Source organism: Ruegeria sp. CG4 (assembly GCF_056537185.1).
The window spans coordinates 237,056-261,340 of record NZ_JBQFRB010000004.1 but is presented as its reverse complement, the minus strand read 5'-3'; the positions used below and the strand labels follow the sequence as shown (position 1 = coordinate 261,340).

Sequence of the window (24,285 nt, the reverse complement as noted above, 5' to 3'; positions counted from 1 at the left end):
CCCGGATTTCGTATCAGGTATTTGGAATTTGGTATACCAAATTTTTTTCTTGGGGATGCGTGCCTGAAAACGCAGGTACGGGAAACAGCAAAGTTGCTTCGCTCATGTATTCAGATGAGCGGTCGACCCGTTCTCAAGGCTGGCTTTGAACAGCGCAGCAATTCCAAAGGCTTTTGCAAGAATTGAGCGAAAGTCTATGTATAAGTGAGGCCAGCAACGCGCGCACAGCAAACTTCTGCCATCAGCGCTTTCCAAATGTTTGAAGCGTGAAAATGAATGGCCGCTTCGGACACGCGGACGCTTGCCAGCAGCCCCTCAGGGACTGACATATGGACTTTGCGACCTTTTCACCGAACCCCAAGAACATCAGCTTTCGCTGTTTGGCAACTGAAAGCACAACGGTCTGTTCATCCAGTCTCTTGAACCTTCATCGACAAAAACAATCAGTCACCATCGGCGACGCCTTCTGCCCGTGCAAGCGCTCGGCGCTGGCGATAGCTGGGAAGGACGACCAATACGACGGCCAGCAGCAGCAGTCCCAAAGTCATTGGACGTTCCCAGATAAAGCTTACTCCGTCATACAGTTGCATCGCGCGCGAGAAGTTGTTCTCCAGCAGCGGGCCAAGGATGAACCCGATCAGCAGGGGCGCAAGCGGGTAGTCGGCAAACCTCAGCAACGTGGCGCAAACTCCAAAACCGACCAGAATAAGCAGTTCGGTCGCGTTGTTCTGCCCGATATAGGCACCCATAAGGGTGAAGAACAGAATGAACGGTATAAGGAAGTTGCGCGGTACGGCCAGAATCTTGGCGATGTAGGGAATTAGCGGAAGGTTCAGGATCAACAGAACCAGATTGCCCAGATACATCGAGATAATGACCGCCCAAAAGATCTGCGGTTCGTCAACCATGAGGCGCGGACCGGGCGACACGTTCAGGGCAATCAACGCACCGAGAAGGATCGCCGTCGTACCAGACCCGGGAATGCCGAGCGTCAGGAGCGGAACAAACGACCCCGTACACGCGGCGTTGTTGGCACTTTCGGGTGCGGCGATCCCCTTGACGGAACCTTTGCCAAATTGCTCCTGCTCTTCTTTGGACGCGATATTGCGCTCGACGGCGTAACCGAGGAAAGAGGCGATCGTCGCCCCGGCCCCGGGCAGCACTCCGATGAAGAACCCCTGAAGGGATTGACGTCCGATGACCGGGGTAATCCTGCGCGCCTCGTCGCGTGTGATCCTAAGGTCCTTGATCTCGCCGGCCTTTTCGCCATCACCCGTCTTGGATCGGTTCGGATCAAGCACCAGATAGATCGCCTCGGGCAACGCGAACATCGCCATGGCCAGAGTTATGAAGCCAAAGCCCGACTGCAAATCCATGATGCCCATCGTGAAACGCGGCGAATTGAACAAGACGCCCTCTCCGACAGTGGCCATGATCAGGCCGAGAAACGTCATCAACAGCGCCTTGCTGACCTGCCCGGTTCCGGCAAAAGCCGCGATGGCCGAAAGCCCCACAACCATCAGGGCGAAGTATTCGGATGAGTGGAACAGAAGCGCGACTGAAGCCAGCGCAGGGGCGAAGATCATCAACAGGACCGCGCCAATCGTACCACCCGCAAAGCTTGAAATTGCGGCGACCGTTAACGCTTTGCCAGCTTTGCCCTGGCGCGTCATGGGGTAGCCGTCAAAGCTCGTGGCCACGGTTGAGGCAACCCCGGGCGCATTGATCAGTATCGATGAGGTCGAGCCCCCGAATACCGCGCCATAATAGACACCGGCCAGCAGGATCAGTGCCGCCGAGGGATCACCGATGGTGATTGCGACCGGGATCATGATTGCGATGATCGACATCGGGCCCAGGCCCGGCAACATGCCGATGAATGTTCCGATCAGGCAACCGCCGACAACCATTAGAATGTTGGTGAATGTAAAAGCCGTTGAAAGGCCCGTCATTAATCCTTCGAGCATCTCAAACTCCGTTCAGAAGTGATGGCATCGGGCTGAGGAAAATGCCCAGGACCACATCAACCAGATACCAGATACTGCCTGCCGCGATGGCCGCTACCACAGCCATCAGGACATAGCGGCGTTCCCCCAAAATGAAGTTACCGCAAGTAAGAAACAGGAACGTGGCCGCCAGGAACCCAAGCGGGCGGAGCAAAAAAGCATATGCAACCATGAGGCCTAACAGAGACAGCGCTTGCCCAACTTTGTACTCGCCCAATCGGGACAGGTTGATATCCGCGGCTTCCTCTTTCGCCGGGGCTTTCTCGAAGCCGAGCAGAATAGCCAGTGACAGCAATATTCCACCTGCGGCAAGAACCTTGGGAAAAGTCGACGGCCAGAGCGGCCGCTGTTTCATGATCGGCGGCAACAGATCGTCCATTGTGAAATAAGCCGCGTAGCCATAGGCAAGACATAGCATCAGGATGACAAGCGCTATCCAGCGATCAATCACCATCGACCTCTCCCTCGTTTATCGGTACCACGCCCGGGCAATCCCGGGCGCATTTGTGTTTGGAAGCGAATTAGCGTGATCAGAGGAAGCCAAGCTGCCGCATTAGATCGCCGATAACCTTCTCTTGATTTTCCAGGAAGGTCTGGAAATCGTCGCCAGGGTTGTGAATGTTCACCCAACCGTTGCGCGAACGAACTTCTTCCCATTCAGCCGTGTCATACATTTTGGCGATGGCCTCCTGATAGGCCGCCAACTGTTCGGCGGGCAGACCCGGTGCCGCGAAGAACCCACGCCAGTTGACAAACGTTGTGTCGTTGCCTTGCTCGACCATGGTCGGTGCATCCGGGTACGCGTCCACGCGATCCGAGGACGTCACTCCGATGATACGGACCTCTCCGGCCTTGGCCAGTTCCACGGCTTCGGAAAAGCCGGTAGAAACCGCCTGTACTTCGCCAGACAGCAGACCCGCCATCGTGGCACCGCCGCCGTCATATGGGACATACTTCATCGCGACCGGGTCGGCGCCCGCCGCCTGGAACACCATTGCGGCAACCAGATGATCCATCCCGCCCGGGACCGAACCACCACCTACGGCAACACCCGCGGGATCGGCATTGAACGCCTCAATCAAGCCATTGACGTCTTGAATGTCGCTGTCCGCAGGAACAACCAGCGCCGCGTAGTCACCGATAGTTCCGGCAACCAGTGTCAGATCGCGGAAGCTTTGCGGGAAGACACCGGTCAATGAACGGATCACGATGGGCGTTGAGTTCACCATCAGCGTGCCGTGATTGCTGGCCGCGTTTTCGATCAGATAACCGATGGCTTTGCCACCACCGCCACCTGACATGTTCTCGTAGCTGGCGGTTCCAACAAGACCCGACTTGGTCAGCGCTTCGCCAGTTCCGCGCGCCGTGCCATCCCAGCCGCCGCCGGCTCCGCCGGGGATCAGAAAGTGGATGCTGTCCACAACCTGGTGACCATCAGCAGTCGCCGAGCCGACAAGACCAAACGCCGCAACAGCCGCAAGAAGGGCCCGACGGCCCAGTTCGAAATTCGACATAATGTCCTCCCAATTGACAACCGTCCGCACTACGGATCAGTTGATGTGGGAGAATGCACACCAACCTGACACAGACCTGTCACGCAGAAAAAATCGTTCCAGAGCGCAATGAAGTTCCTTCTTGTCGAAGACAATCTTGACCTTGCCAATGCCATCGCATCACGCATGCGAATAGATGGTCATGTCATTGATCATGCAGAGAAACTTGAAGACGCCTCGGCCTTTGTTGCGACCGGGGAATACGATCTTATCCTGCTCGACATCATGTTGCCGGATGGCGATGGCCGCACGTTCCTTGAGAAGCATCGCGCCAGTGATTTGGACACTCCGGTGATCGTCCTGACCGCCCGAAGCCAGGTGTCGGATCGAATCGGTTCGCTTGATCTGGGCGCTGATGATTATGTCACCAAACCCTTTGATCACGCCGAACTGGAGGCCCGTATCCGCGCCGTCCTGCGTCGCAGGTCCGGCAATGTAAGAACCAAGATCGAGATCGGTGGCGTCGTTTTCGACCCGGTCGCAGGCCACCTGACTGTCGGGGGTGAGGCCGTTACAATGCGCAATCGCGAACTGCGCCTTCTTGAACTGTTTCTCAACGCACCCGGCCAGATCTTTTCCAAGAACAAGCTGTCCGATCGGTTGTTTTCCTACGATGAGGACGTTTCGGAAAACGCGATCGAGGTTTACATTGGACGCCTTCGCAAACATTTGTCAGCCTCGAAGTTGAGGATCACGACATTGCGTGGCCTTGGCTATCGATTGGACCAAGATGGGTAGCGTTGCGGTATCAGGATCGCTCAGAAATCGGTTAGTGCTGACCCTGATCGGAGGCGCTGCGGTTCTCGCACTGGTCTTGTTTTTCGCCGTCCGAAACTTTGCGGTGCAGGTGGCGCAACAGGGTCAGGACAACATCCTTGACGCTTCGGTCACGTCGATGCTGGACGCCGCCACAATTCGGGATGGCACGGTCGAGCTTGATCTACCCTACTCGGCGTTTTCGATGCTCAGCACCCCGGCCGACGACCGCGTGTTTTATGCAATCCTGCAGGACGGCCAATTCTTGTCGGGCTACGAGGACCTGACATTTGCCGATGACCAGACATTTCAATCCGACAAAATTCGCGGTTCAGACGTCCGGAAAATCAGCGCAAGCCGCACCTTGATCGGGGCGAACCGACGAACAGAAATCCAGATTGTCCTTGCTCAAACGCAAGACGCTCTTTCCGAAACACTCGACCAGATTTCACGAAATGCTGCCCTTCTCGGTATCGGCTTTTTTGGGCTGGCCGCTGGACTTTCATTTTGGGCGACGTCGACCACAATTGGCCAGCTTGGCAAGCTGACGACATCCGTCGCGCGACGGGGGCCGCAGGACCTGAGCCCGTTCGCCAAACCAGTGCCACGGGAAATGGCACCACTGGTCAAGTCGCTCAACTCGCTGATGGGGCGGCTGGACCAGTCCCTAAGCCAGTCCGAGGACTTCATCGCAGAGGCTGCGCACCGAGTCCGCACGCCACTTGCAACCGTCCGTTCCTACGCGGAAGCCACTTTGCAGCGTGTTGAAAAAGAGGAAAATCGCGAAGCCATGCGGTCGATGGTGAAGGCCATCGACGAAAGTTCTCGTGCGGCAGGTCAGCTTCTGGATCATGCGATGATCACATTCCGGGCCGATCATCTGGAACGGCTCGAGATCGACCTTGTCGAACTTGTGCGCGATCTGGTTTTGCGCCTGACGCCCATCGTGGAAATGAAAGATCTTTCTCTTTCTTTGGTAGGGGACGCGCACGTTCGTTATGCCGGGGACGCGATTTTGATCCAAAGCGCTGTGCGAAACTTAATTGACAATGCAATGAAATACGGACCTGTCGAAAGTGAGATCGAGATCACGGTTTCGAGCAAACCGACCCCTCGGATCACGGTGTGCGACCACGGGCCCGGTTTTCCATCTCATGAAATCGAAACTCTGACCACGCGTTTTCAGCGTGGGGCAAATGCCTCGAATACTATCGGCTCAGGACTAGGACTGACGATCGCACGGGATGTCGCATCGGTCCATGGCGGCCAGCTAATTCTGAAAAACCGACCGGAGGGTGGCGCGTGCGTAACCTTATCGCTTTAGGTTTGATCTGGCTGTGCCAAGTCGGATGGGCGCAGGACTGGGAAGATCGGCAGATCTTCAACGAAACCCAGGCGACCACGTCCCTGCGTATAATCTCAAGCACTGACACGGACCTGTTTGCGCCACTGATCGAAGCCTTCGTCGCCAGCAATCCGGACGTGACCATCGAATACCTGGTCACCGGAACAGCCGATATCGACCGGCGTTTTCGTGAGGAACCCCGGGCTTTCGATATTGCCATTTCCAGCGCCATGGATTTGCAGTTGAAACTCACAAACGATGGCTACGCCCTAGCTCTGGAGGACCTTTCACATCCGGCCTGGGCGCAATGGCGGCAAAGCCTGTTTGCCTTCACCTCTGAACCAGCGGCCATTGTCATCAACCGCGCCGCCTTCAAAGGGCTCCCAATCCCGCAATCCCGGCAGGAGCTGATCGAGACGCTGCGTGCGCACCCAGACATATTCAGAGGCCGCATTGGAACCTACGACGTCCGCCAGTCCGGTTTGGGCTATCTTTTTGCGACGCAGGACGCGCGGGCGTCCGAAACGTTCTGGAGGTTGATGGAAGTGATGGGCGGGCTTGATGCCCGGCTTTATTGTTGTTCGGGCGAGATGATCGACGACCTTACCAACGGAAAAATTGCGGTCGCCTACAATGTGCTTGGCAGCTACGCCGAAGCGCGTGCCGAAAGCCAGGACATCCTTGAAATTGTGCTGCCCTCTGACTACCCGACAACAATGATGCGGACAGCGTTGGTTTCAAGGGCATCCGGTGAACCGGCAACAGCCCGGCGGTTCATCGAGTTTGTTCTGAAGTATCAATCCAACCCCATGGACGGAGCGCGTACTCTGCCGCCGCTTCAGGAAAGAAAGAACGGCACGGAACACGCAACTATTGCGCTTGAACCAGCCTTGATGACATTTCTGGATACCCTGAAGCGAAACAAGTTTCTTTCGGAATGGGAAAACGCGCTGATACACAAATAAGATCGCTTGGCGGTGGTCAGTTTTTCCTGTGTCCGAACATTGGTCGATCTTAAGGGTCTGATCTATTTGGGCTCCTGCCAGACTTCGAAAGATGCGCAGCATTTCGTGCACTTATTCCTCTTCAAGGACGCTTCGCGGTGATGGTTCAACACGGGCCACAGTTTCCCACTTTGCGTTCATAGCCAACAATGTTGCCCTTTTGATCCAGAGAGAAATCACAGCAATTCTCGAAAAGTTTGCGCAGTTGACGACGGCTGGCCTGCACCTGGGACTTCAATGTTGAGTAGCTAACACCGAGTTCGGCCGCTTGATCTTTTTGCGATACGCCTTGCAGGTCTATCCTGCGCAGCAGCTCGCCCATTTCAGGCGGCAGAGCATCTATGAATGGTGCAACACAATTCTCCAGCACATGCTGGTCATTTTCATCCAGATCGCCGTACCAAAGGTCATCCGGATGAACAGATTTGTGCCGCCCTCTGCTTCGATAAAAGTCAGTGATCGTGTTGCTCGCAATCTGAAACAGCCACGATTTCAGGCTTTTGACCTCATTTGGACCGCTTATGCCCTGGTGCGCTTTCAGCAGGATCACTTGAAGCAGATCCTCTGCATCTTCTTCGTTCGGTACTTTTGAGCGAAGGAATGCAAACAGGCTGGCCCGGTATTCTGACCAAACACGTTCGATATCTGGTTTCGCTTGCGCCATTCGCGGCCACCCCATCACTGCCAAAACATATCCCTCAAGATCAACTTGTTGGAAGGTTTTTTCCCAATAGGTTCGTCTTTTTGCATCGCTGGTCGTCTTACAGGTCGGATCAACCAGAAAGGACTTCACCCATGATCAAGATCGTCAGTTTCAAGATCTGCCCGTTCGTTCAGCGCGTCACCGCGATGCTCGAAGCGAAGCAGGTTCCCTATGATATTGAGTACATTGACCTGAAGAACAAGCCCGCGTGGTTTCTCGATATCTCACCCACCGGCCAGGTTCCTGCATTGATTACCGAAAACGGCCAGTCGCTGTTCGAATCCGATGCAATCATCGAATACATCGACGAAATCACGCCACCACTACAGGAGAACTTGACGCCCGAGCAGCGCGCGGCCAATCGGGCCTGGAGCTATCAGGCAACCAAACACTATCTGGTTCAATGCAGCACGATGCAAAGCGCCAACAAAGAGGTTCTGGACGAACGCATGGCGAAACTCAGAAAATCCTTCGAAAAGGCCGAGCGCCAGTTGGGTCAAGGACAATATTTCTCGGGCGATACGATTGGGAACGTGGATATCGCCTGGCTCCCTCTGCTGCATCGCGCGGCTATTGTTGAGGAGCACAGCGGTTACGACATGCTCTCGGATTTCCCGAAAGTAAAGGCCTGGCAGCAAGCGCTTTTGACCAGCGGAGTTCCTTCGAATTCTGTGCCTGAAGACTTTCACCAGAAGTTTTCTGACTTCTATCTGGCCGAACGGACCTGGCTGGGACGTGGGGCCAATCCGAACGAAGTCCCTTGCGAACCAACACAAACCAAATCGGGTGCGTGCTGCGGATAACATGACGCGTCGGATCCTGCCCATTTGCCATCTGCAAATGGGCAGACGCATAATTGGACAGGATGAAACTGCGGACATGAGGGTGAAATGAACAGTTGGGTCGAGGACGCTATCGCAAAGATCAATGCAGATGCACACAGGTCGGCGGATACACACCTGTTCAAACTGCCGGTTCCGCATCTGGAAGGCGTGGATATCTACCTGAAAGACGAAAGCACACATCCGACGGGCAGTCTCAAACATCGGCTGGCCCGATCCCTGTTCCTCTACGCCTTGTGCAACGGCAAAATCAAAGAAGGCACAACGATCGTCGAGGCGTCATCCGGCAGCACGGCGGTGTCCGAGGCCTACTTCGCGCGTATGATCGGCGTTCCCTTCATCGCTGTAATCCCGAGAAGCACCGCGCATAGCAAGATCAGAATGATCGAGTTTTTTGGGGGCCAAACGCATTTCGTAGACTCTGCACCGGAAATGCACGGCGCATCGGTTGAACTTGCCAACTCCATTGGCGGCTACTTCATGGATCAGTTCACTTATGCAGAACGGGCCACCGATTGGCGCGGCAACAACAACATAGCGGAAAGCATCTACCGTCAGATGGAATGTGAACCTCATCCAGTGCCTGCGATGCTGGTGATGAGCGCAGGCACCGGAGGGACGTCGGCCACGCTTGGTCGTTTCATTCGCTATAAAGGGTATGATACCGCCCTGACCGTCGTCGACCCGGAGAACTCTGTGTTCTACGAAAGCTACCTGACGGGAGACCGAAGCCTGACGTCTGAAACCTCCAGCCGGATCGAGGGCGTTGGTCGACCCAAAGTCGAGCGCTCATTTCAACCAGATATCATCGACCGCATGATCAAAGTGCCGGACGCAGCAAGTGTCGCCACGATGCTCTGGCTGGAAAAGCGGATCGGACGACGCGCCGGCGCGTCGACGGGAACCAACCTTTGGGGTGCGTTGCAGATTGCAAACGAGATGATGGACGCCGGCCGGAACGGCTCGATCGTCACCCTGCTGTGCGACAGCGGAGATCGGTATCTGGATACGTATTACGATCCAGATTGGGTCAAAGCACATATCGGGGATGTCCAGCCCTTCGCCCAGGAGCTGGCCGGTGAACCAAGCTGAGGCCGGGGCTGTTCAACAATGCCTCACTGATCGACTTTAAACACTGTAAACCAAGGCTATGCGTCCGTTGTTTCAATGCGCGGACCCAAAGCGGACCCTGGCTGGCCGTACCGAATCTGTGTCAAAATCCAGAAGCCAAGAATTCAAACCCCGGCCAGACGCCAATCATGCACGCCTGTCCGACCACCCCCTTCTGAATGACGTTGGCGCCTCGCCGTAGCGTTTTTTGAACCGCACCGTAAGCTGTGTCGCGCTGCCAAAACCTGTCGCGGCCGCGATTTCGGCAACCGTCATCTCAGTTTCGCTGAGCAATGCGTAAGCCCGCGAGACGCGCAGTTCGATGTAAAACTGTACAGGTGAAGTTTCGACATATTTTTGGAAAAGACGCTCAAGCTGGCGACGAGATATCTGCACAGCTTCGGCTATTTCAGAGATATCCAACGGATCTTCCAGGTTTGCCTGCATGATCTGCATGGCGTTGATCAGGTGCTGGTTGCGACTGCCCAACGCCACCGAGAAAGCTGATTTCTGAAGCGTTTTACTATTGTTGGAGCGAAAGTGGATGCACATGTCCGACACGATGACCGCCAGTTCGTTTCCAAAATCAGATTCGATCATGTCCAGCATCATGTCGGTGGCGGCATGCCCACCACCGCATGTCATAAGCTCATCGTCGATCTCGTACAGGTTTGCCGACGGTTCCAAATCATTAAAATGTTCGGCAAATGCAGGATGGTTCTCCCAATGCAATGTGAACCGTCTGCCTGTGAGAACTCCGGCCTTTGCAAGGGCAAAAGCTCCTGTGCAAATACCACCCAAATTACACCCAAAGGTTCTCTGACGCCTGATCCACGACAGGACTTTCGGGTTCGTACTTTCCGCCGGTTCAATTCCCGAACACACAAGCAGTCGCGAGGATCTCGGTAGATTATGCAAGGCAGAATCCGGCGTAATCTCTATCCCGTTCGAACAAGAAACCGGCCTTCCGTCCTCCGTGATCAGAAACCACCTATACAGTTCCTTGTTTGTAACCTGATTGGCGATCCTCAGGGGTTCCACCGCAGCGCTAAAGGCCAGCATGGTCAGCTTTGGCAGCAACAGGAAATAGATTTCCCTGGCCGACCCATCATACTCTATACGATAGCTGGCGGCACCCTTTGGGACAAAGTTTCTTGGGTTCATTTTGGCTGCTCCCAGCTTGGATCAGGACGGATGAAGGGCACCAACACCCATTGAGCTTTGGTGCAGGACGGTCAGGTGCTCATCTGCGCAACAGGTTAACCGCCTTCCTCCCTGGACCGTATCCCATAGTTGCTCGCTCTGGGTGAGAAGAGCCCGTCATGGCGTAAATGATACCAATGACTGGCGACGGCCAGCAAGCAAGCAAATGCGAGCGGAATATACAGCAGGTTTACGAAATTGCCGTCTGCGATACCCAAGCCAAGCGCCGCGCTAACGAACGCACCGCCCGCATTCAAAGGGATCAGCGGAGAAACCAATGTCCACCTTTCTCAAGGCCACGTTACAAGTTCAACGGGGAACAGCCCATGGCGCGACAGACCGGCGCATACATTCGCCCCGGCAGTGCGATTGACAAATATGGATCACCCGTAACGGTATTGGTGGCAACGGATCTCAGGACCGCCGAGGTCGGAACACCGGCGAAGGTCTTTTCCTTTGAAAGGACCACTTTGATGATGGCTTTAAGGCAACTCACGCGTTCAAGCGCTCTGCCGAAACCCAGGGCCACCAGCACCAATGAGATTGCCCACATCATCGACTGAATGCCGCTGCGGTTCAAAACGAGATCAATCTCAGGAAACCCGGCATTGATAAAATAGCCGTTCTTGCCGAAAGTGAACGCTTCAAGCAGTCCGGCCGCCTGAAAAAAATGGCCATGGAGCCGCCCGCAACAGTCCAGCAAACAGCGACGAGATTGGAGGTTGTTTCATGACGGCCAGTATAATGACCAGAACAGCCGGAACGCATCATCCAGCGCGGTCGTGATTGCGTGAATAAGCTCTAACGAAACCTGAGACGTATCGATCAGAGTGAAGCCGACGACAAAATAGATCACGAGCGCGAGCGCTATATGGTCCTACCGGAATATTGGAGTTCGTTGGGGCACTTGCGCAGGCATGATGCATTCCTACGCTAATGAAAAGGCAGTCATGACAAAACTGTGGGTTATGTCCGAGGAAGCGACAGGATTCATTTGAGCGCTTTGAGCTTCACTGCCGAAATACAGATCTTCAAGCAACGTCCTAATCTGCCAATTTCCGCATGACCCAGCGCCGCAGTGGCGTTTCCAACACGCGGAAGTTGGCCCACCCTTGGTTTCGAATACTAATATGGCACCAATCGCAAACCGTCCAAGACAACTCAACCAATATTCAAAGACAGATAACTGCGGAAACAGGTGTGAGTGGTTTGATTCCGGTCCTGGCTAAGATTGCACTCAACGAACTGGAAATCTGTTCCGGGAGGCTCAGTTCCGCCATCATTGTGAGGCTCCTTAGGTCTGCCAATATAGCCAACATATCGAAACTGTTATGGTTGCCGGTAAGAGACTGAATGCCCCGGGGAAGTGCCGTTCTTGAGACCGGAAAGAGCGGTATATGGAGCGTTGTTTCGCTAGACGCTGCCGAGGGGCCGTATTCATTCTAAAGCGGGCCTCGTGGCTCAGGAAACGAACGGCAAGTTTGTCCGCAGAGTCGTCATTAATGCACTGCACCGAGAATGACCCTTTTGCGGACTTTTCGGCCATCCGGCTATCAAGGATGAAGGGTCGCTACGGGTTGCTTATGTGTCATTGGTCAAAAAATCTCGGAGCGTCTTCGTGGATTGCGAGAGAGGGACATTTTCCTTGTGGCACAAGAAATAGGATTTCTTGGGGGTCAGGCCAACTTCACCAATTCTGACAAGCTTGCCGGACTGAAATTCAGTTTCAAGCAAGTCCGAATTTGCCAGAACGATGCCTTCGCCCTTGAGCGCCTTGCCGACCGAATGAACGTAGCTGTTGCACGGGATTGTTGACCATGCGGATATGTCGGCAAAACCCGTTTGCCTGAGCCAAATCTGCCAGTTGATCCAATCCGGCGTGAGATTCGCGTATTCCAGAAGGGCGGGCTCGCCGCCCTTGGGCGCGGCGCCATCAAACATCGCCGTTGCTTCTGCAATCGCGGCAATATCTGGTGTTGCTGCAGGTACGAGTTCGCCGCTCAAGAGATTTATGGCGTCCCAACCCGGCACCTTTCCGTCGCAATAGACGATCGCGAGGTCATGGGCATCCGACAAAAGCTCGACGGTGCTGTCGGTTGTTGAAACGCTGACATTGCAAGACACATCGCTGAGCGAGAATTCTTTGAGTTGATCGTAAAGCCAAAACATCGAGACTGCCGCATTCGCAGCAATGCGTACCACGGGTTGCTCCGGGGCTTTGACCTTGTCGATGGCGCGTTCAAGGAAATCGAGCGCAATTTCGACATCCGCTGCCAGACTGGTGCCTGCTTCGGTGATCTGCAAGGCACGCCCGTCGCGTGAAAAAAGTGGTGTTCCAAGCCAGTCTTCGAACCGTTGTATGCGTTTGCTGACGGCGGCCTGTGTCACAAACAGCTCTTCTGCGGCACTGTTCAGGCTGCGATTGTTCGCGACTGCGTTGAAAAACAGCAGGCTGTCAAGCGGCGGCAGGGATTTGCGATATGATTTCATTCCTTGAGGTTATGTATTTGGCAGACAAATACTAGCGTTTTCTATTTCTGCGGAAAACATGAAGTATAGTCTTGTAGAGCCGATGGGAGGATCACGCATGTCCACAACTGATGAGCACCTGAAAGCGGGTTCAAGCAAGGAATGGAATTGGCACCCGGACCTGCCGGTTGCTGTCACACCGCTGTTTTCCTGGCCGCCGCAGCCTGTGGCAACGCTGCGCTGGTTTGCGACCAACTGGCTGCCGATGACCGAGTACCTGATCTATGCGCTGATGGCATGGGCTACATGGGCTTGGCTGGTGCCGCCACTGGAGCAGATGCAAACGCTGAGCTGGGGGTGGGTGTTCCAGCTTTGGGCGCGCAACCTGATCCTGATGATCATTTTTGCCCAAGGGCTGCACCTCTGGCTGTACGGGTGGAAGAAACAGGACGACGACTACAAGTTCGACCGGCGCGGACTGGCCAAGAACGCGCGCATCTTCCTGTGGAACGATCAATATTGGGATAATGTCACCTACACGCTGCTGTCTGGCGTAACGTTCTGGACGTTCTATGATGTGATTGTCTGGATGGGATACGCCAATGGCTGGGCCCCGATGATCACGATCGAAAGCAACCCGATCTGGTTCTTTGCCCTGTTCCTGCTGATGCCTGTCTCTCAGTCCTTCCACTTCTATTGGCTGCACCGCGCGCTGCACATCCCGTGGATCTACAAGCGCGTACATTCAGTGCATCACCGCAGCGTGTCCATCGCGCCTTGGTCCGGCTTTTCGATGCACCCGATCGAACATATCGGCTATATGGGGCTGCTCCTGATCTTTCTGGTGGTGCCCGCGCATCCGATCCACTTCATCTTTATGGGATATTGGCTGGCGCTGGCGACGGCGACCTCTCATGCCGGGTTTGAAAATCTTGTGCTGGGGGACAAGGCCCATCTGAAGATCGGGTCGTTCCACCACCAGCTGCATCACCGGTATTTTGAATGCAATTACGGCAACCCGGAAATGCCCTGGGACAATTGGTTCGGCAGCTATCACGATGGCAGCCCAGAGGCGACGGACCGTGTGCGCGAAACCAAGAAACGGATGCATGCCCAGTAGCGACACCTCACAGAACAGGCCCAAATCCATGTCCGCCCCACACCACAGACCCACGGTCTGGAACCACGCGCCAGAATTGCCCTTGGCACCGATGCCCTATTGGCATTGGCCGCCCAGGCCATGGGCCGTGCTACGCTGGTTGTTTGAGAATTTCCTGCAGGCCTCTGATCGGGCGCTGTTTCTGGTCTACAGCATTGTCATCGCGTTCTGGCTGATGCCCTTTGGGCCAGCTGAGGCGGCATTGTCTTGGGATTGGGCCACGCTGGTCTTGCTGCGGAATATGGTTGCTGTGCTCTTGGTGGTTGGCGGGCTGCATATCTGGTTCTACGGCATTGATGGGCAGGGCAATGTCATGCGTTTTGATGCCCGCCCGATCACCGGTCGCAAGAACGCGCTGTTCCTCTTTGGATACCAGACATGGGACAACATGTTTCACACGCTGGTCTATGGTGTGCCGATTGCATCTGGTTTTGAGATCGCCATACGTTGGGCCTACGCCACCGGCTGGACGACGCCAGTTACCTTTTCCGAAAACCCGGTTTGGTTTGTCTTGCTCTTTCCGGTGCTGACAGTGCTGCAAGGTCTTCACTTTTACCTGATCCATCGCCTGATCCACTGGCCGCCGCTGTACCGGCATGTGCATTCGGTGCACCACCGGAATGTCAACGTTGGCCCCTGGTCCGGCTTGTCGATGCACCCGGTTGAACACCTGTTCTACTTCAGCAGTCTGTTCGTCTTTTTTGTGCTGCCCGCCCATCCCGTACACATGATGTTCCTGTTGCACTGGCAGTTGTTGGGGGCACCGACCGGCCATTCGGGATATGAGGCTGTGTTTGCCAAGAACAAGGCGCGCATTTTGATTGGCGGGTTCTTTCATCAGCTTCATCACCGCTACTATGAATGCAACTATGGCAGCCCGGAATTCCCGCTCGATAAATGGTTCGGCACGTACCACGATGGAACCGAAGAGATGACGGCTGTCATCCGTGACCGCAAAAGAAGGATGCACGCGAAATGAGCGTTTTACTCTCCCCCCAAGACGCCCGTGCGTTGATCTGGAATGCGTTGACCGGCAGCGGCACCGCGCCTGAGAATGCCGAATATTTCACAGAAGCTATTCTGGATACCGAACTCTCCGGTCTTGAGGGCCACGGGTTCTACTGGCTGCAATACTACTGTGCCCATCTGCGCAGCGGCAAGGTAGATGGCAAGGCGATCCCGCAGATCGAGGCGCTGTCCGACACCAGCTTTCGCGTGGACGCGCAGCACGGGTTCGCCCATCCGGCGATTGAGGCCGGGTTCAAACATCTGATCCCGGCGGCCAAGGCAAACGGAGTTGCGGCGATGGGCGTCTATAACTCCTACAACGCCGCGACGCTGGGGTGTCACACAGGGTATCTGGCGCGCGCTGGCCTGCTGGCGATTGGTGCGACAAATGCCGTGCCCAATCTGGCACCGGTAGGTGGCAAAACCCCGATCATCGGCACCAACCCCATTTCCTATGCAGTGCCTGCTCCAAATGGCGGGATAGCCTTTCTGGTTGATCAATCGGCAACACAGGTCGCCTGGACAGCGGTGAAACGCGCAGCCGAAGCCCGTGAGCAGATCCCGCTGGGCTGGGCGCTCGATGCCGACGGCCAACCCACAACCGATGCAGCGGCCGGGCTTGCCGGGTCTATGGCCCCTGCGGGCGGGGTCAAAGGGTTCGCCATCGGCCTATTGGTCGAGGTTCTGTGCGCCGCACTCGCTGGGGGCAAATTGGGGCCAGATCAGGGGTCTTTCACTGATGATGACGGCACACCCATCGACAACGGTCAGTTCTTTGTGGCTTTTGATCCGGGTAAACTGTCTGGCGGCGGTTTCGATCAGACGATCACCAAACTTGTCACTTCGATCACCGAACAAGACGGCGCTCGCCTGCCAAACGCGCGGCGCGAGGCGAACAAGCGGCAACTCGCAGAACAGGGCATACCGATTGAGTCAGAGCTTTATGAAACGCTGAAAGGGTTCGCATGACCGAGGTGGAGTTGCGGGACTTCCTTGCCAAGCAAGGACTGGCGGACAACGGATCAGCGTTTCGCAAACTCAAAGGCGGCTATCTGAACAGCGTCTGGCGTGTTGATACCCCGGATGGGTGTCTGGTTGCCAAGGAGTTTGCCAAGCCCATGACCGGCACACTCTTTCCGAACCTTCCTGAAGATGAAGCGGTGGCCCTGCGCCGCCTTGCTGGGCTGGAGGTTGCCCCAGATCTGGTCGGGTTCTGGCCGGACGCATCGCTGCTTGTCTACGACTTCGTTGAGGGTGAGATGTGGGACGGCGATATGGCAAGCGTCGCGCAACTGCTTTTACGCAAGGAGGCTGCTGATCCGACAGGATTCCGGAGCGTGTCGTTGACGATCCCGGACATCATTGCCGAAGGAGACGCCCTGTTCGCCCGTTGCACATCGCCGCCAGTTGTCATCCCACCACCACAGGCCAAGGTGCCACCACCTCAAAAGCTCTCCCTGATCCATACGGATATCGGGGTGAACCTTGTGGGCGCCGGGTCAAACTTGCGCCTCATTGATTGGCAATGCCCGGCCATTGGCGATATCTGCGAAGACATCTACAGCTTTCTGTCGCCCGCATTCCAAATCCTCGGCGAACGTGCGCCCTTGACCGACGCACAGGTCCGTGACTTTTGGGATGCCCTCGCGCGCCCCGACCTTGAAGCGCGATACGCCTTGCTGCGGCCCGCTTATGCTTGGCGTTTCGCCGGATACTGCGCATGGCGAGCGGAAGTTCTGGAAGATGCCGAAATCTGTGCCCGCTACCGCCGTGCGCTTGGCGAGGAACTGAGCTATATGGGGCAATCGGCATGATCGTTGAGACCACAATCCACAGCTTCAGCCTCTGGCATCACTTCGTGCACAAACCGGGCTTTGACGTTATCGCCTTTGCCGAACTGGCAAGGTCGATGGGGTTTCAGGGCATCAGTCTGTCGCTGAATGATGCGAACTACCGTCATCTGGGCGGACGTGAGATTGAACCTATGGATCGCCTGCGCACCTATCTGACGACCCACGGGATGAGCCTGGAGGTGGACACCTCAGACACCGCTCCCGCCCACATGTCTGAAATGCTGAACGTTGCGCACCGCATGGGGGCAACATCCTTGCGCACATATACCCGGCACAACGGCACGGTGCGGGAGATGATGCAAAACACGAGCGATGATCTGGCGGCAGTCACACAAGAGGCAAACGATCTGGACGTGATCATCGTGCTGGAAAACCACGAAGATTTCACCGGCCCGGAACTGGCCGAGATCGTTGAACGGGTGAACCACCCCAATCTGAAAATCCTCTATGACTACGGCAATTCACAGATGGTTCTGGAAGACCCAATTGCCGCCCTCGACGCGGTGTTGCCCCATGTCTATTCCGTCCATTTTAAGGATCACGTGATGATCCGGGCCGAAGATGCGGGCCAGCTTACAGTTGCGGGCGTTCCGGTGGGCGACGGCTTCCTGCCCCTGACTGAATTGACCCGCCGCCTGCTGGATCAGGGGTTGCGGCGGTTCACGTATGAAAATGTCTGGGCCTACAGCGCACCCATTCAAGAGGGTCGCAAGGCGCTGAATGGTGTGAACCTGGGAGAGGGTGCATTTGCCTATCTCGATCCACCCTTTAACCCGGCGCACGTCATATTGCAGCAATCCGCATTCAGCCCGCAAATGCTCGTTGATCTTGAAAACCAAGCTCTGCACCGGGGGCATGAAGGCTTTCGGCGGGTTCTGAGAAAGCTCGGCACAAGCGGAGACTGGGATATCCGGGAAATCTGTTGACTCTATGGGCCAGCGGAACCGCCAGACGTCTCGATTTGGATGAAAAACACATCATTTGAAGGTCCGCTTGCAGATGTTACGTACTATCGTTTACGCCGCAGCATTCGGAACTTTGGGCTCGGCGCAGACCTTCGCTGCAATTAGCGAAAATGGCAGCTTTGCGCTTCATCGCAGACGTTTGAGGTCGAAGATTTCATACCCACGCACAGCTCGGTCAAAAGCGCCCTCGCGCGGCGTCACAACCGCATGCGATTTTCCCTTCTTGGTCGTTCGGGTCGATAATTGCCTTGGCGGCGGTCGGAGTAAGGATCTGAATCGAGATATGTTCCTTGGCTTCCACGCATATATTCAGCGAACTGGGTAAGGGCATCCACCTAGTCATCTTTTAGAGCATTCACATTCCGAAGCGAGAGCGGGAACCGGATGTTCAGCATCACCGCAAGGCGGATGATCTCGGGACTGGTTTTGAAGTACTTAAAAGAGGCAGGCCTGATCATGGGCAAAAGCTACGCAACCGCCCTGCCCCGCTCAAGCAAAGTTCTTCTGACAAGACCCAGATGGCAGAACAACTATACTTGCTTCAGACCAACCAAATCGGAATAAGAACGCTCACCGCGAGTGATTTGACGTTTGAGGGTGTTCGTTGCTGCTTTTACTTTACCCTCGCCCAATAGCGATGTGATCGCTTGATGTTCCTTGTAAGATTTCTTCGTTCGATTGGAACGCTTGGACAGATGTGTCCGCATAGTTTGGACGATATCACTGACTTTTTGATATCCATCCCGCAGATAACTGTTTCCGCAGGACCTGAAAAACGCGTCGTGAAACTCGGCGTCAAGTTCCAAATACTGCTCGAATTCATCCGCTTCCTGCGCTTCTGACATCTTAGAAACAATTGTAGCCAGCTCATTGATCAGAACCGACGGGTTCTTTTCAAGCGCCTGCTCCAAAGCTGCAGATTCTAGGATGAGCCGATACTGGCAAAGCTGCACCACGTCCTCTTGAGAAAGAGAGAATACAAACGCTCCTCGATGAGGAAAGATCTGAACGAGCCCCTGAAGATTCAAAGCCGATAGCGCTTCGCGAATCGGAGTTTTGCTGATGCCCATGGCATTTGACAGCTTCACTTCCGGCAACGATTCACCCAATTGAAACGTGCCATTGATAATGCCTTTTCGTATATGCTCTTCAGCAGTTTTACTCAAAGAATCCGGTCGCTTAATCTGCAAAATCTCGGTCATTTTCACTTCGTCCTATTTCGTCTCTCTAACACAATAGCACAAGTAAGCTTGATTTCTATATTATATCTGATATCTCAGATAATAGATCGAAAAATAAATCCATGGGAGGAAACCTTGTTCAAGAAATCAACAATGGCGCTTGGCGTCGTCATGTCAGCCGGGCTTGCTTTTGCAGCATCCGCTGAAACAGTCATTAAGGTTGGGCATGGCGCAGCAGAAGCGTTTCATATGCATCGCGCGCTACTGAAATTTGAAGAACTGGTCGAAGCTGGCTCGAATGGTGAGATCGACGTACAGATATTCCCTTCGTCGCAGATGGGCCCTGATCGCGAAATGATCGAAGGTGTTCAAACCGGCGTTCTGGAAATGGCCATTCCTCCTTCCTCTTTCTTCGCGGGCTGGGATCCGGCTTTTGCAGTAATTGAACTGCCCTACATGTATTCCTCCAAGGACATCGCCTTTGATGTTCTTGATGGTGATGCTGGTGATGGCATGCTTGCACGGGTCGAAAACCAGGGATTGGTAGGTCTTGGCTGGCTTGAATTGGGTGTACGCAATGTGACCAACAATGTCCGTCCGGTTGCAACCCCCGCAGATCTTGAGGGTGTTAAGCTGCGTACTATGAAGGTTCCGGCGCATGTGGCGACTTTCGAGACGCTCGGGGCCAACCCGACGCCAATGAACTTTGGTGAGGTCTATTCTGCTCTCCAGCAAGGCGTGATCGACGGCCAGGAAAACCCCCTGGCGATCATTACATCACAGCGTTTCTACGAGGTGCAGAAATACCTTTCGACCACGGGCCATGTCTTTGCGGTCTATATGCCGGTCATCTCCAAACCGTTCTTTGACTCGCTGTCCGCAGAGCATCAGCAACTGGTGCGGGACTCGATGGCCGCCGCACGTGACTATCAGGCGGAACTGGTCGCAAGCGAAGATGCGGAACAGCTGGAACAGATCCGTGCTGCTGGTGTCGAGATTCTGGAACTGACTGCCGAGCAGCGACAAGCCTTTGCAGACAAAACCGAAAGCGTCCGTCTGCAGTATCGCGACGAGGTTGGCGCCGAAGCCTATGACGACTGGGTAGCAGCGGTTTCCGAAGCGAGCGGAAGCTGACCCTCGGACTACTCAGCCAATACGGGCACCCGTGCCATTAAGGTTCGGGTGCCCCTTTCGTTCAAGGGGAGGTGAACGGTGTCGGTTATCAAATGGATCGATATGAATGCCGAAAAGGTCTTAGCCAGTGCACTTTTGGCCGCGATTGTCTTGTTGATCTTTGGCAATGTGTTCATGCGCTACATTCTGAATGCCTCTCTTTCATGGGGCGAAGAGCTAACGCTTTGGCTGTTTGTATGGTTTGTCTGGCTTGGTGTCAGCTATGCATTCCACACAGGCGATCATGTGCGTATCACGGTCCTGCGTGATGTCCTAAGCGAGCGCGCAAGGCTTTACGCGGATGTTGTGATCGCGCTTCTTGTCCTTGGATTTCTGATCGTTCTGACAATTGAATGCATCAAGCTTATCCGACAGCCTTTTGTCGCCAGCCAGACTTCGGTCGTTTTGGGGCTACCGATTCCGATCCTTTATGCTTCGGCGCCGATTGGCGCGGGCCTGTCCGCGATCCGCGTCACTCAACATCTGTTCCGAACCCTGCGTCTGATCGCAGGAACCAAAGCGTGAGGAACCCTGCATGCTTGCAACAACGCTTTTCTTGACGCTCTTTGCCCTGTTGCTCTTCAGCGTGCCTATTGGCATCTGTCTGGGCTTGGCCACTATGATCGTGATGGTCTTTGTAGATGGCACACCACCCATGGTTCTTCTGGCACGGTCGGTGGTAACAGGCGCGGACTCCTTTCCTCTAATTGCTGTCCCTCTGTTCATATTGGCAGGCGACCTGATGCAACACGGCGGAATGTCTCGCCGACTGGTTGGATTTGCCAATGCGCTGATCGGTCATATCCGGGGTGGGCTGGCTTATGTGAACGTGCTCGCCTGTGTGTTTTTTGCAGCCATATCCGGCTCATCTCCTGCGACCGTAGCCGCCATCGGGTCGAACATGATCCCAGAGATGGAAAAGGTCGGCTATACGCGCAAATTCAGCGGCGCATTGACAGCATCCTCAGGAATGATCGGTGTAATGATCCCGCCAAGTATTCCCTTCATCATCTATGGTGTTACTGCCGAGGTTTCGATCGGCAAACTGTTTCTTGCAGGCGTTGTTCCTGGCATCCTTTTTGCCCTCATGTTCATGTTGGTCGCTCGTGTTCTGCTGCGAAAGGACGAGGTTGTTCAGCAATCGACGACTACGTTCTCAGGCCCGGGCGTCTGGCAGAGCTTCCGGTCTTCCATCTGGGCGCTATTGGTGCCGGTAATTATCCTTGGGGGCATCTACAGCGGTATCTTCACCCCAACCGAAGCCGGTGCCGTGGCCGTAGTCTATGCCGCTTTCATCGGCATATTCGTCTATGGCGACATCACCCTCAAGGACCTGCCAGAGGTTTTGGCGGGCAGTGCAAAGACCAGCGGGACCATTCTGATATTGGTGATCATGGCGACCGCCTTTGGCAGGTTGATCACGCTCGCAAGAATCCCGACAGAGCTCGCAACAACGATCACCAGCCTGTCCGACAACCCAATCATCATCCTGTTGCTGATCAATCTGCTGTTGTTGGTGATCGGCATGTTCATGGAGACGATTTCGTCGATCATCATCATGACGCCGATCCTGCTGCCGGTTGCAACCGCGCTGGGTGTCGATCCGATCGTTTTTGGTGTCATCTTGACGGTCAACCTGGCCATTGGGTTCTGCACACCGCCATTGGGTGTGAACCTGTTCGTGGCCAGTACCATTTCGAAGGTTTCCATCGAAAGCCTCAGCCGGGCGATCCTGCCATTCTTTGTCGGCATGCTGATCTTGTTGATGTTCATCACCTATGTGCCCGCAATTTCCTTGGCCCTGCCATCCCTTTGGTGACCGACTGAGGAGCTTCAAACGTTAGACAAAGAACAGAGGACCCGGATGGATCTGGACCTTTCCCACCCGTCGATAGAAGACCTTCGGAAAACCGCACAAAAGCGCATTCCGAAGTTTGCCTTCGAATACCTCGACAGCGCGACCGGCCGGGAGCTGGGGTTGAAGGTCAACCGGGACGCACTTGACGCCATCGGATTCATGCCGCGTGTACTATGCGGCCGAACAAAGGCCGACCTACAGACTACATTGATGGGTAGAACTTACGATCTGCCATTCGGGATAGCACCGGTAGGTATGTCCGGCCTGATGTGGGCAGGAGCAGAGCGGATGCTTGCAAAGGCTGCGGTTGCTCACAATATTCCGTTTTCGTTGTCCAGCGTGGCGGTTGCTTCACCGGAGGATGTGGCACCTTACATTGGAAAAAACGGATGGTTTCAGCATTACCCGGTGAACTCCGGCGATCTGCGTCGCGCCATGCTGCCGAGGATTAAGGCAGCGGGATTTCATACGCTGATCATCACGGTGGACGTACCAGAAGAAAGCCGGCGCGAACGACAACGCCGCGCCAACTTGACCGTGCCTCCAAAAGCTGACCTGCGCACGCTGACAGAAATGGCGTCACGACCCGCCTGGTGTCTTGCGCATCTGCGCGAGGGCATCATGCCACGCATGCGGTTCTTTGACGATTACGTCCCCGCGCGTGGGCGAGAAAGCTTTACTCATGCAGGCGCTCTGATCCGTGGGATTCCAGATTGGGACTACCTGCGCGAACTGCGGCAGGAATGGGAGGGCCACCTGGTCGTCAAGGGTGTCCTGCGGCCGGAGGACGCGCAAAAAATGGTGGCCGAAGGCGTGGATTGCATCTGGGTCTCAAACCACTCCGGGCGTCAATTCGAAGCCGGGCCCGCCGTGATTGACCAACTCCCGAACATCCGCGAGGCGGTCGGTATAGATGTGCCACTGATCTACGACTCTGGCGTTGCCTGGGGATTGGACATCATGCGTGCCCTGGCGAAAGGTGCAGATTTCGTCATGGTCGGGCGCGCCTTTCAATATGCTGTTGCAGCGTTCGGAGCACGAGGGATCGACCATCTCGTTCACATCCTGAAAGCTGACATTGAGGCCAACATGAGCCAGCTTGGTAGCGAAAACCTCGGCAGTCTGGCAGAGCACCTTCTGAGAACCAGCTGATCGGCGCTTGCGGCGCGTGGCGTATCACGCAGGCGCGTTTTCATCCTCGTCAATCAGCCCCTTGACGATCAGATCCGCAGTTGAGCGCGAACATGCCATTGGCAGATCATATACCGTTGCGAGACGGGTCAGAGCCTTAACGTCGACGTCATGTGGCATGGGTGAGAGAGGGTCGACAAAGAAAATCAATGCATCCAGTTTTTCTTCGCAGATCATAGCGCCGATCTGTTGGTCGCCTCCGAGTGGTCCGCTTTTCAGGCAGGTCACATCCAGTTGTGGATAGGCTTGCTTAATGCGGCTGCCGGTGGTCCCTGTCGAAAAGATTTGTACTCTGGACAAGCGGGCCAATTGCAGACCCACCCATTCAACGATTTCGTCCTTTCGCGCATCATGGGCTACGAGGGCGAAACGCGGCGCATCACCGGATGAACTGTTCAACGTAATCTTCTCCAAGACCGACTTCCGCGAAGTGTTTTCGGCACAGATCAATCTTGGTAAAGACATCTTCGTAGCCAGTAACCTCGCCCCACGGATCAACATAGCACATCACGCCATTGACCTGGAAATAGGTTACCATCTCTTCGACATCGTCGGGAACGACCAAGGTATGAGTCTCACCCGGCGGCTCAAAGACATATCCCCCTTCTTCCGCAACCCAATCATGTTCCAGATAATGCCAGCGCCCTTTCAGGACGAAGCCGTGGACTGGCTGTGGATGGCGGTGCCGCGAAAGAACACCAGCTTTGCGTACTTTGAGAAGGTTCATCCAATAACCTTGCGAGCGGTTCAGGCAGAGCGGTCGGAACCAGACGTTCTCTGCCTGCGGAACCCACAGTCTGTCGTCCTCACTCATGGCATTCGGGATCACGATCTCGTCTTGCGCATCCTTGGGGAATGGCAATTGATATGGCATTCGGGCGGTGTCATCGTCATTCATAGATTTTC

General features: G+C 55.1%; 25 protein-coding genes and 1 pseudogene. 14 read left to right on the top strand and 12 right to left on the bottom strand.

Going from position 1 to position 24,285, the window contains the following annotated elements; translation table 11 throughout:
- Nucleotides 1-443: 443 nt before the first annotated feature.
- The 3 genes from ACR0J2_RS13535 to ACR0J2_RS13525 all read right to left on the bottom strand — a co-directional run bounded on the left by ACR0J2_RS13535 (nucleotide 444) and on the right by ACR0J2_RS13525 (nucleotide 3,520).
- Entirely contained in the window at nucleotides 444-1,967 is a 1,524-nt protein-coding gene (locus ACR0J2_RS13535; protein ID WP_480812888.1) for a tripartite tricarboxylate transporter permease, read from the bottom strand.
- A gap of 1 nt (nucleotide 1,968) precedes the next feature.
- On the bottom strand, nucleotides 1,969-2,460 hold the full coding sequence (locus ACR0J2_RS13530; protein WP_170613886.1) for a tripartite tricarboxylate transporter TctB family protein: 492 nt from the start codon (nucleotides 2,458-2,460) through the stop codon (nucleotides 1,969-1,971).
- 76 nt (nucleotides 2,461-2,536) lie between these two features.
- On the bottom strand, nucleotides 2,537-3,520 hold the full coding sequence (locus tag ACR0J2_RS13525; RefSeq protein WP_480812887.1) for a tripartite tricarboxylate transporter substrate binding protein: 984 nt from the start codon (nucleotides 3,518-3,520) through the stop codon (nucleotides 2,537-2,539).
- 108 nt (nucleotides 3,521-3,628) lie between these two features.
- Between ACR0J2_RS13525 and ACR0J2_RS13520 the strand changes: the two genes are divergently transcribed.
- Genes ACR0J2_RS13520 through ACR0J2_RS13510 form a run of 3 tightly spaced genes read left to right on the top strand, consistent with a single transcriptional unit; the run spans nucleotide 3,629 to nucleotide 6,625 of the window.
- Nucleotides 3,629-4,297, top strand: coding sequence for a response regulator transcription factor (locus ACR0J2_RS13520; protein WP_480812886.1), 669 nt, complete (start codon nucleotides 3,629-3,631; stop codon nucleotides 4,295-4,297).
- Nucleotides 4,290-5,639: a sensor histidine kinase gene (locus ACR0J2_RS13515; RefSeq protein ID WP_480812925.1), complete on the top strand. Its 1,350-nt coding sequence runs from the start codon at nucleotides 4,290-4,292 to the stop codon at nucleotides 5,637-5,639. Before ACR0J2_RS13520 ends, ACR0J2_RS13515 begins: the two co-directional genes overlap by 8 nt.
- Nucleotides 5,618-6,625, top strand: coding sequence for an ABC transporter substrate-binding protein (locus ACR0J2_RS13510; RefSeq protein ID WP_480812885.1), 1,008 nt, complete (start codon nucleotides 5,618-5,620; stop codon nucleotides 6,623-6,625). The genes ACR0J2_RS13515 and ACR0J2_RS13510 overlap by 22 nt, the downstream gene beginning before the upstream one ends.
- 145 nt (nucleotides 6,626-6,770) lie before the next feature.
- Here ACR0J2_RS13510 and sigZ read toward each other — a convergent pair whose 3' ends face one another.
- Nucleotides 6,771-7,457: an RNA polymerase sigma factor SigZ gene (gene sigZ / locus ACR0J2_RS13505; RefSeq protein ID WP_480812884.1), complete on the bottom strand. Its 687-nt coding sequence runs from the start codon at nucleotides 7,455-7,457 to the stop codon at nucleotides 6,771-6,773.
- A gap of 2 nt (nucleotides 7,458-7,459) precedes the next feature.
- On the opposite strand from sigZ, the gene ACR0J2_RS13500 reads away from it, so the two are divergent.
- A complete protein-coding gene (locus ACR0J2_RS13500; protein ID WP_480812883.1) occupies nucleotides 7,460-8,170 on the top strand; it encodes a glutathione S-transferase family protein in 711 nt (236 codons plus the stop codon).
- Nucleotides 8,171-8,257: 87 nt separating this feature from the next.
- The gene (locus tag ACR0J2_RS13495) at nucleotides 8,258-9,301 is read left to right on the top strand and encodes a PLP-dependent cysteine synthase family protein (RefSeq protein ID WP_480812882.1); all 1,044 of its coding nucleotides are present in this window, start codon (nucleotides 8,258-8,260) and stop codon (nucleotides 9,299-9,301) included.
- A gap of 165 nt (nucleotides 9,302-9,466) precedes the next feature.
- On the opposite strand, the gene ACR0J2_RS13490 is transcribed toward ACR0J2_RS13495, so the two are convergent.
- The 4 genes from ACR0J2_RS13490 to ACR0J2_RS13475 all read right to left on the bottom strand — a co-directional run bounded on the left by ACR0J2_RS13490 (nucleotide 9,467) and on the right by ACR0J2_RS13475 (nucleotide 13,012).
- Entirely contained in the window at nucleotides 9,467-10,483 is a 1,017-nt protein-coding gene (locus tag ACR0J2_RS13490; protein WP_480812881.1) for a GlxA family transcriptional regulator, read from the bottom strand.
- A gap of 340 nt (nucleotides 10,484-10,823) precedes the next feature.
- Nucleotides 10,824-11,075, bottom strand: coding sequence for a Na+/H+ antiporter NhaC family protein (locus tag ACR0J2_RS13485; protein ID WP_480812924.1), 252 nt, complete (start codon nucleotides 11,073-11,075; stop codon nucleotides 10,824-10,826).
- 174 nt (nucleotides 11,076-11,249) lie between these two features.
- Nucleotides 11,250-11,378 (bottom strand): hypothetical protein, encoded by a 129-nt coding sequence (locus tag ACR0J2_RS13480; RefSeq protein ID WP_480812880.1) that lies wholly within the window; start codon nucleotides 11,376-11,378, stop codon nucleotides 11,250-11,252.
- Nucleotides 11,379-12,103: 725 nt separating this feature from the next.
- Nucleotides 12,104-13,012, bottom strand: a complete 909-nt coding sequence (locus ACR0J2_RS13475) for a LysR family transcriptional regulator (protein WP_480812879.1) — start codon at nucleotides 13,010-13,012, stop codon at nucleotides 12,104-12,106.
- 97 nt (nucleotides 13,013-13,109) lie between these two features.
- On the opposite strand from ACR0J2_RS13475, the gene ACR0J2_RS13470 reads away from it, so the two are divergent.
- The 5 genes from ACR0J2_RS13470 to ACR0J2_RS13450 are packed head-to-tail and all read left to right on the top strand — an operon-like array spanning nucleotide 13,110 to nucleotide 17,937.
- Complete coding sequence (locus ACR0J2_RS13470) at nucleotides 13,110-14,111, top strand: sterol desaturase family protein (protein WP_480812878.1); 1,002 nt, start codon at nucleotides 13,110-13,112, stop codon at nucleotides 14,109-14,111.
- Nucleotides 14,101-15,129 carry a sterol desaturase family protein gene (locus ACR0J2_RS13465; protein ID WP_480812877.1) on the top strand — a complete coding sequence of 343 codons (1,029 nt, stop codon included), beginning with the start codon at nucleotides 14,101-14,103 and terminating at the stop codon, nucleotides 15,127-15,129. The genes ACR0J2_RS13470 and ACR0J2_RS13465 overlap by 11 nt, the downstream gene beginning before the upstream one ends.
- Nucleotides 15,126-16,127, top strand: coding sequence for an Ldh family oxidoreductase (locus tag ACR0J2_RS13460; RefSeq protein WP_480812876.1), 1,002 nt, complete (start codon nucleotides 15,126-15,128; stop codon nucleotides 16,125-16,127). Before ACR0J2_RS13465 ends, ACR0J2_RS13460 begins: the two co-directional genes overlap by 4 nt.
- Nucleotides 16,124-16,972: a hypothetical protein gene (locus ACR0J2_RS13455; protein WP_480812875.1), complete on the top strand. Its 849-nt coding sequence runs from the start codon at nucleotides 16,124-16,126 to the stop codon at nucleotides 16,970-16,972. Before ACR0J2_RS13460 ends, ACR0J2_RS13455 begins: the two co-directional genes overlap by 4 nt.
- Nucleotides 16,969-17,937: a sugar phosphate isomerase/epimerase family protein gene (locus ACR0J2_RS13450; RefSeq protein ID WP_480812874.1), complete on the top strand. Its 969-nt coding sequence runs from the start codon at nucleotides 16,969-16,971 to the stop codon at nucleotides 17,935-17,937. The genes ACR0J2_RS13455 and ACR0J2_RS13450 overlap by 4 nt, the downstream gene beginning before the upstream one ends.
- A 386-nt stretch (nucleotides 17,938-18,323) precedes the next feature.
- Here the strand turns inward: ACR0J2_RS13450 and ACR0J2_RS13445 are convergent.
- A pseudogene (locus ACR0J2_RS13445) lies at nucleotides 18,324-18,434 on the bottom strand (IS6 family transposase); the annotation flags it as partial.
- A gap of 72 nt (nucleotides 18,435-18,506) precedes the next feature.
- Nucleotides 18,507-19,178, bottom strand: a complete 672-nt coding sequence (locus tag ACR0J2_RS13440) for a GntR family transcriptional regulator (protein WP_170596893.1) — start codon at nucleotides 19,176-19,178, stop codon at nucleotides 18,507-18,509.
- A 114-nt stretch (nucleotides 19,179-19,292) separates the two neighbouring features.
- On the opposite strand from ACR0J2_RS13440, the gene ACR0J2_RS13435 reads away from it, so the two are divergent.
- The 4 genes from ACR0J2_RS13435 (at nucleotide 19,293) to ACR0J2_RS13420 (ending at nucleotide 23,340) form a co-directional block, all read left to right on the top strand.
- Nucleotides 19,293-20,291: a TRAP transporter substrate-binding protein gene (locus ACR0J2_RS13435; RefSeq protein ID WP_480812873.1), complete on the top strand. Its 999-nt coding sequence runs from the start codon at nucleotides 19,293-19,295 to the stop codon at nucleotides 20,289-20,291.
- 78 nt (nucleotides 20,292-20,369) lie between these two features.
- Nucleotides 20,370-20,855, top strand: a complete 486-nt coding sequence (locus ACR0J2_RS13430) for a TRAP transporter small permease (RefSeq protein ID WP_170347550.1) — start codon at nucleotides 20,370-20,372, stop codon at nucleotides 20,853-20,855.
- A 31-nt stretch (nucleotides 20,856-20,886) separates the two neighbouring features.
- Nucleotides 20,887-22,149 (top strand): TRAP transporter large permease, encoded by a 1,263-nt coding sequence (locus ACR0J2_RS13425; RefSeq protein WP_480459664.1) that lies wholly within the window; start codon nucleotides 20,887-20,889, stop codon nucleotides 22,147-22,149.
- A gap of 45 nt (nucleotides 22,150-22,194) precedes the next feature.
- Nucleotides 22,195-23,340: an alpha-hydroxy acid oxidase gene (locus ACR0J2_RS13420; protein WP_480812872.1), complete on the top strand. Its 1,146-nt coding sequence runs from the start codon at nucleotides 22,195-22,197 to the stop codon at nucleotides 23,338-23,340.
- A gap of 24 nt (nucleotides 23,341-23,364) precedes the next feature.
- On the opposite strand, the gene ACR0J2_RS13415 is transcribed toward ACR0J2_RS13420, so the two are convergent.
- Together ACR0J2_RS13415 and ACR0J2_RS13410 are read right to left on the bottom strand one after the other, a co-directional pair.
- Nucleotides 23,365-23,778 (bottom strand): methylglyoxal synthase, encoded by a 414-nt coding sequence (locus ACR0J2_RS13415; RefSeq protein WP_117868137.1) that lies wholly within the window; start codon nucleotides 23,776-23,778, stop codon nucleotides 23,365-23,367.
- Entirely contained in the window at nucleotides 23,759-24,277 is a 519-nt protein-coding gene (locus ACR0J2_RS13410; protein WP_170596888.1) for a 2,4'-dihydroxyacetophenone dioxygenase family protein, read from the bottom strand. The genes ACR0J2_RS13415 and ACR0J2_RS13410 overlap by 20 nt, the downstream gene beginning before the upstream one ends.
- Between the last annotated feature and the right edge of the window lie 8 nt (nucleotides 24,278-24,285).

Bases quoted from the DNA above. Each gene is read 5' to 3' on its own strand.
- ACR0J2_RS13470 (WP_480812878.1), top strand. From the start codon at position 13,110: ATGTCCACAACTGATGAGCACCTGAAAGCGGGTTCAAGCAAGGAATGG.
- ACR0J2_RS13495 (WP_480812882.1), top strand. From the start codon at position 8,258: ATGAACAGTTGGGTCGAGGACGCTATCGCAAAGATCAATGCAGATGCA.
- ACR0J2_RS13520 (WP_480812886.1), top strand. From the start codon at position 3,629: ATGAAGTTCCTTCTTGTCGAAGACAATCTTGACCTTGCCAATGCCATC.
- ACR0J2_RS13515 (WP_480812925.1), top strand. From the start codon at position 4,290: ATGGGTAGCGTTGCGGTATCAGGATCGCTCAGAAATCGGTTAGTGCTG.
- ACR0J2_RS13485 (WP_480812924.1), bottom strand. From the start codon at position 11,075: ATGTGGGCAATCTCATTGGTGCTGGTGGCCCTGGGTTTCGGCAGAGCG.
- ACR0J2_RS13525 (WP_480812887.1), bottom strand. From the start codon at position 3,520: ATGTCGAATTTCGAACTGGGCCGTCGGGCCCTTCTTGCGGCTGTTGCG.
- ACR0J2_RS13440 (WP_170596893.1), bottom strand. From the start codon at position 19,178: ATGACCGAGATTTTGCAGATTAAGCGACCGGATTCTTTGAGTAAAACT.
- ACR0J2_RS13460 (WP_480812876.1), top strand. From the start codon at position 15,126: ATGAGCGTTTTACTCTCCCCCCAAGACGCCCGTGCGTTGATCTGGAAT.
- ACR0J2_RS13475 (WP_480812879.1), bottom strand. From the start codon at position 13,012: ATGAAATCATATCGCAAATCCCTGCCGCCGCTTGACAGCCTGCTGTTT.
- ACR0J2_RS13500 (WP_480812883.1), top strand. From the start codon at position 7,460: ATGATCAAGATCGTCAGTTTCAAGATCTGCCCGTTCGTTCAGCGCGTC.
- ACR0J2_RS13450 (WP_480812874.1), top strand. From the start codon at position 16,969: ATGATCGTTGAGACCACAATCCACAGCTTCAGCCTCTGGCATCACTTC.
- ACR0J2_RS13420 (WP_480812872.1), top strand. From the start codon at position 22,195: ATGGATCTGGACCTTTCCCACCCGTCGATAGAAGACCTTCGGAAAACC.
- ACR0J2_RS13455 (WP_480812875.1), top strand. From the start codon at position 16,124: ATGACCGAGGTGGAGTTGCGGGACTTCCTTGCCAAGCAAGGACTGGCG.
- ACR0J2_RS13465 (WP_480812877.1), top strand. From the start codon at position 14,101: ATGCCCAGTAGCGACACCTCACAGAACAGGCCCAAATCCATGTCCGCC.
- ACR0J2_RS13535 (WP_480812888.1), bottom strand. From the start codon at position 1,967: ATGCTCGAAGGATTAATGACGGGCCTTTCAACGGCTTTTACATTCACC.
- ACR0J2_RS13490 (WP_480812881.1), bottom strand. From the start codon at position 10,483: ATGAACCCAAGAAACTTTGTCCCAAAGGGTGCCGCCAGCTATCGTATA.
- ACR0J2_RS13530 (WP_170613886.1), bottom strand. From the start codon at position 2,460: ATGGTGATTGATCGCTGGATAGCGCTTGTCATCCTGATGCTATGTCTT.
- ACR0J2_RS13410 (WP_170596888.1), bottom strand. From the start codon at position 24,277: ATGAATGACGATGACACCGCCCGAATGCCATATCAATTGCCATTCCCC.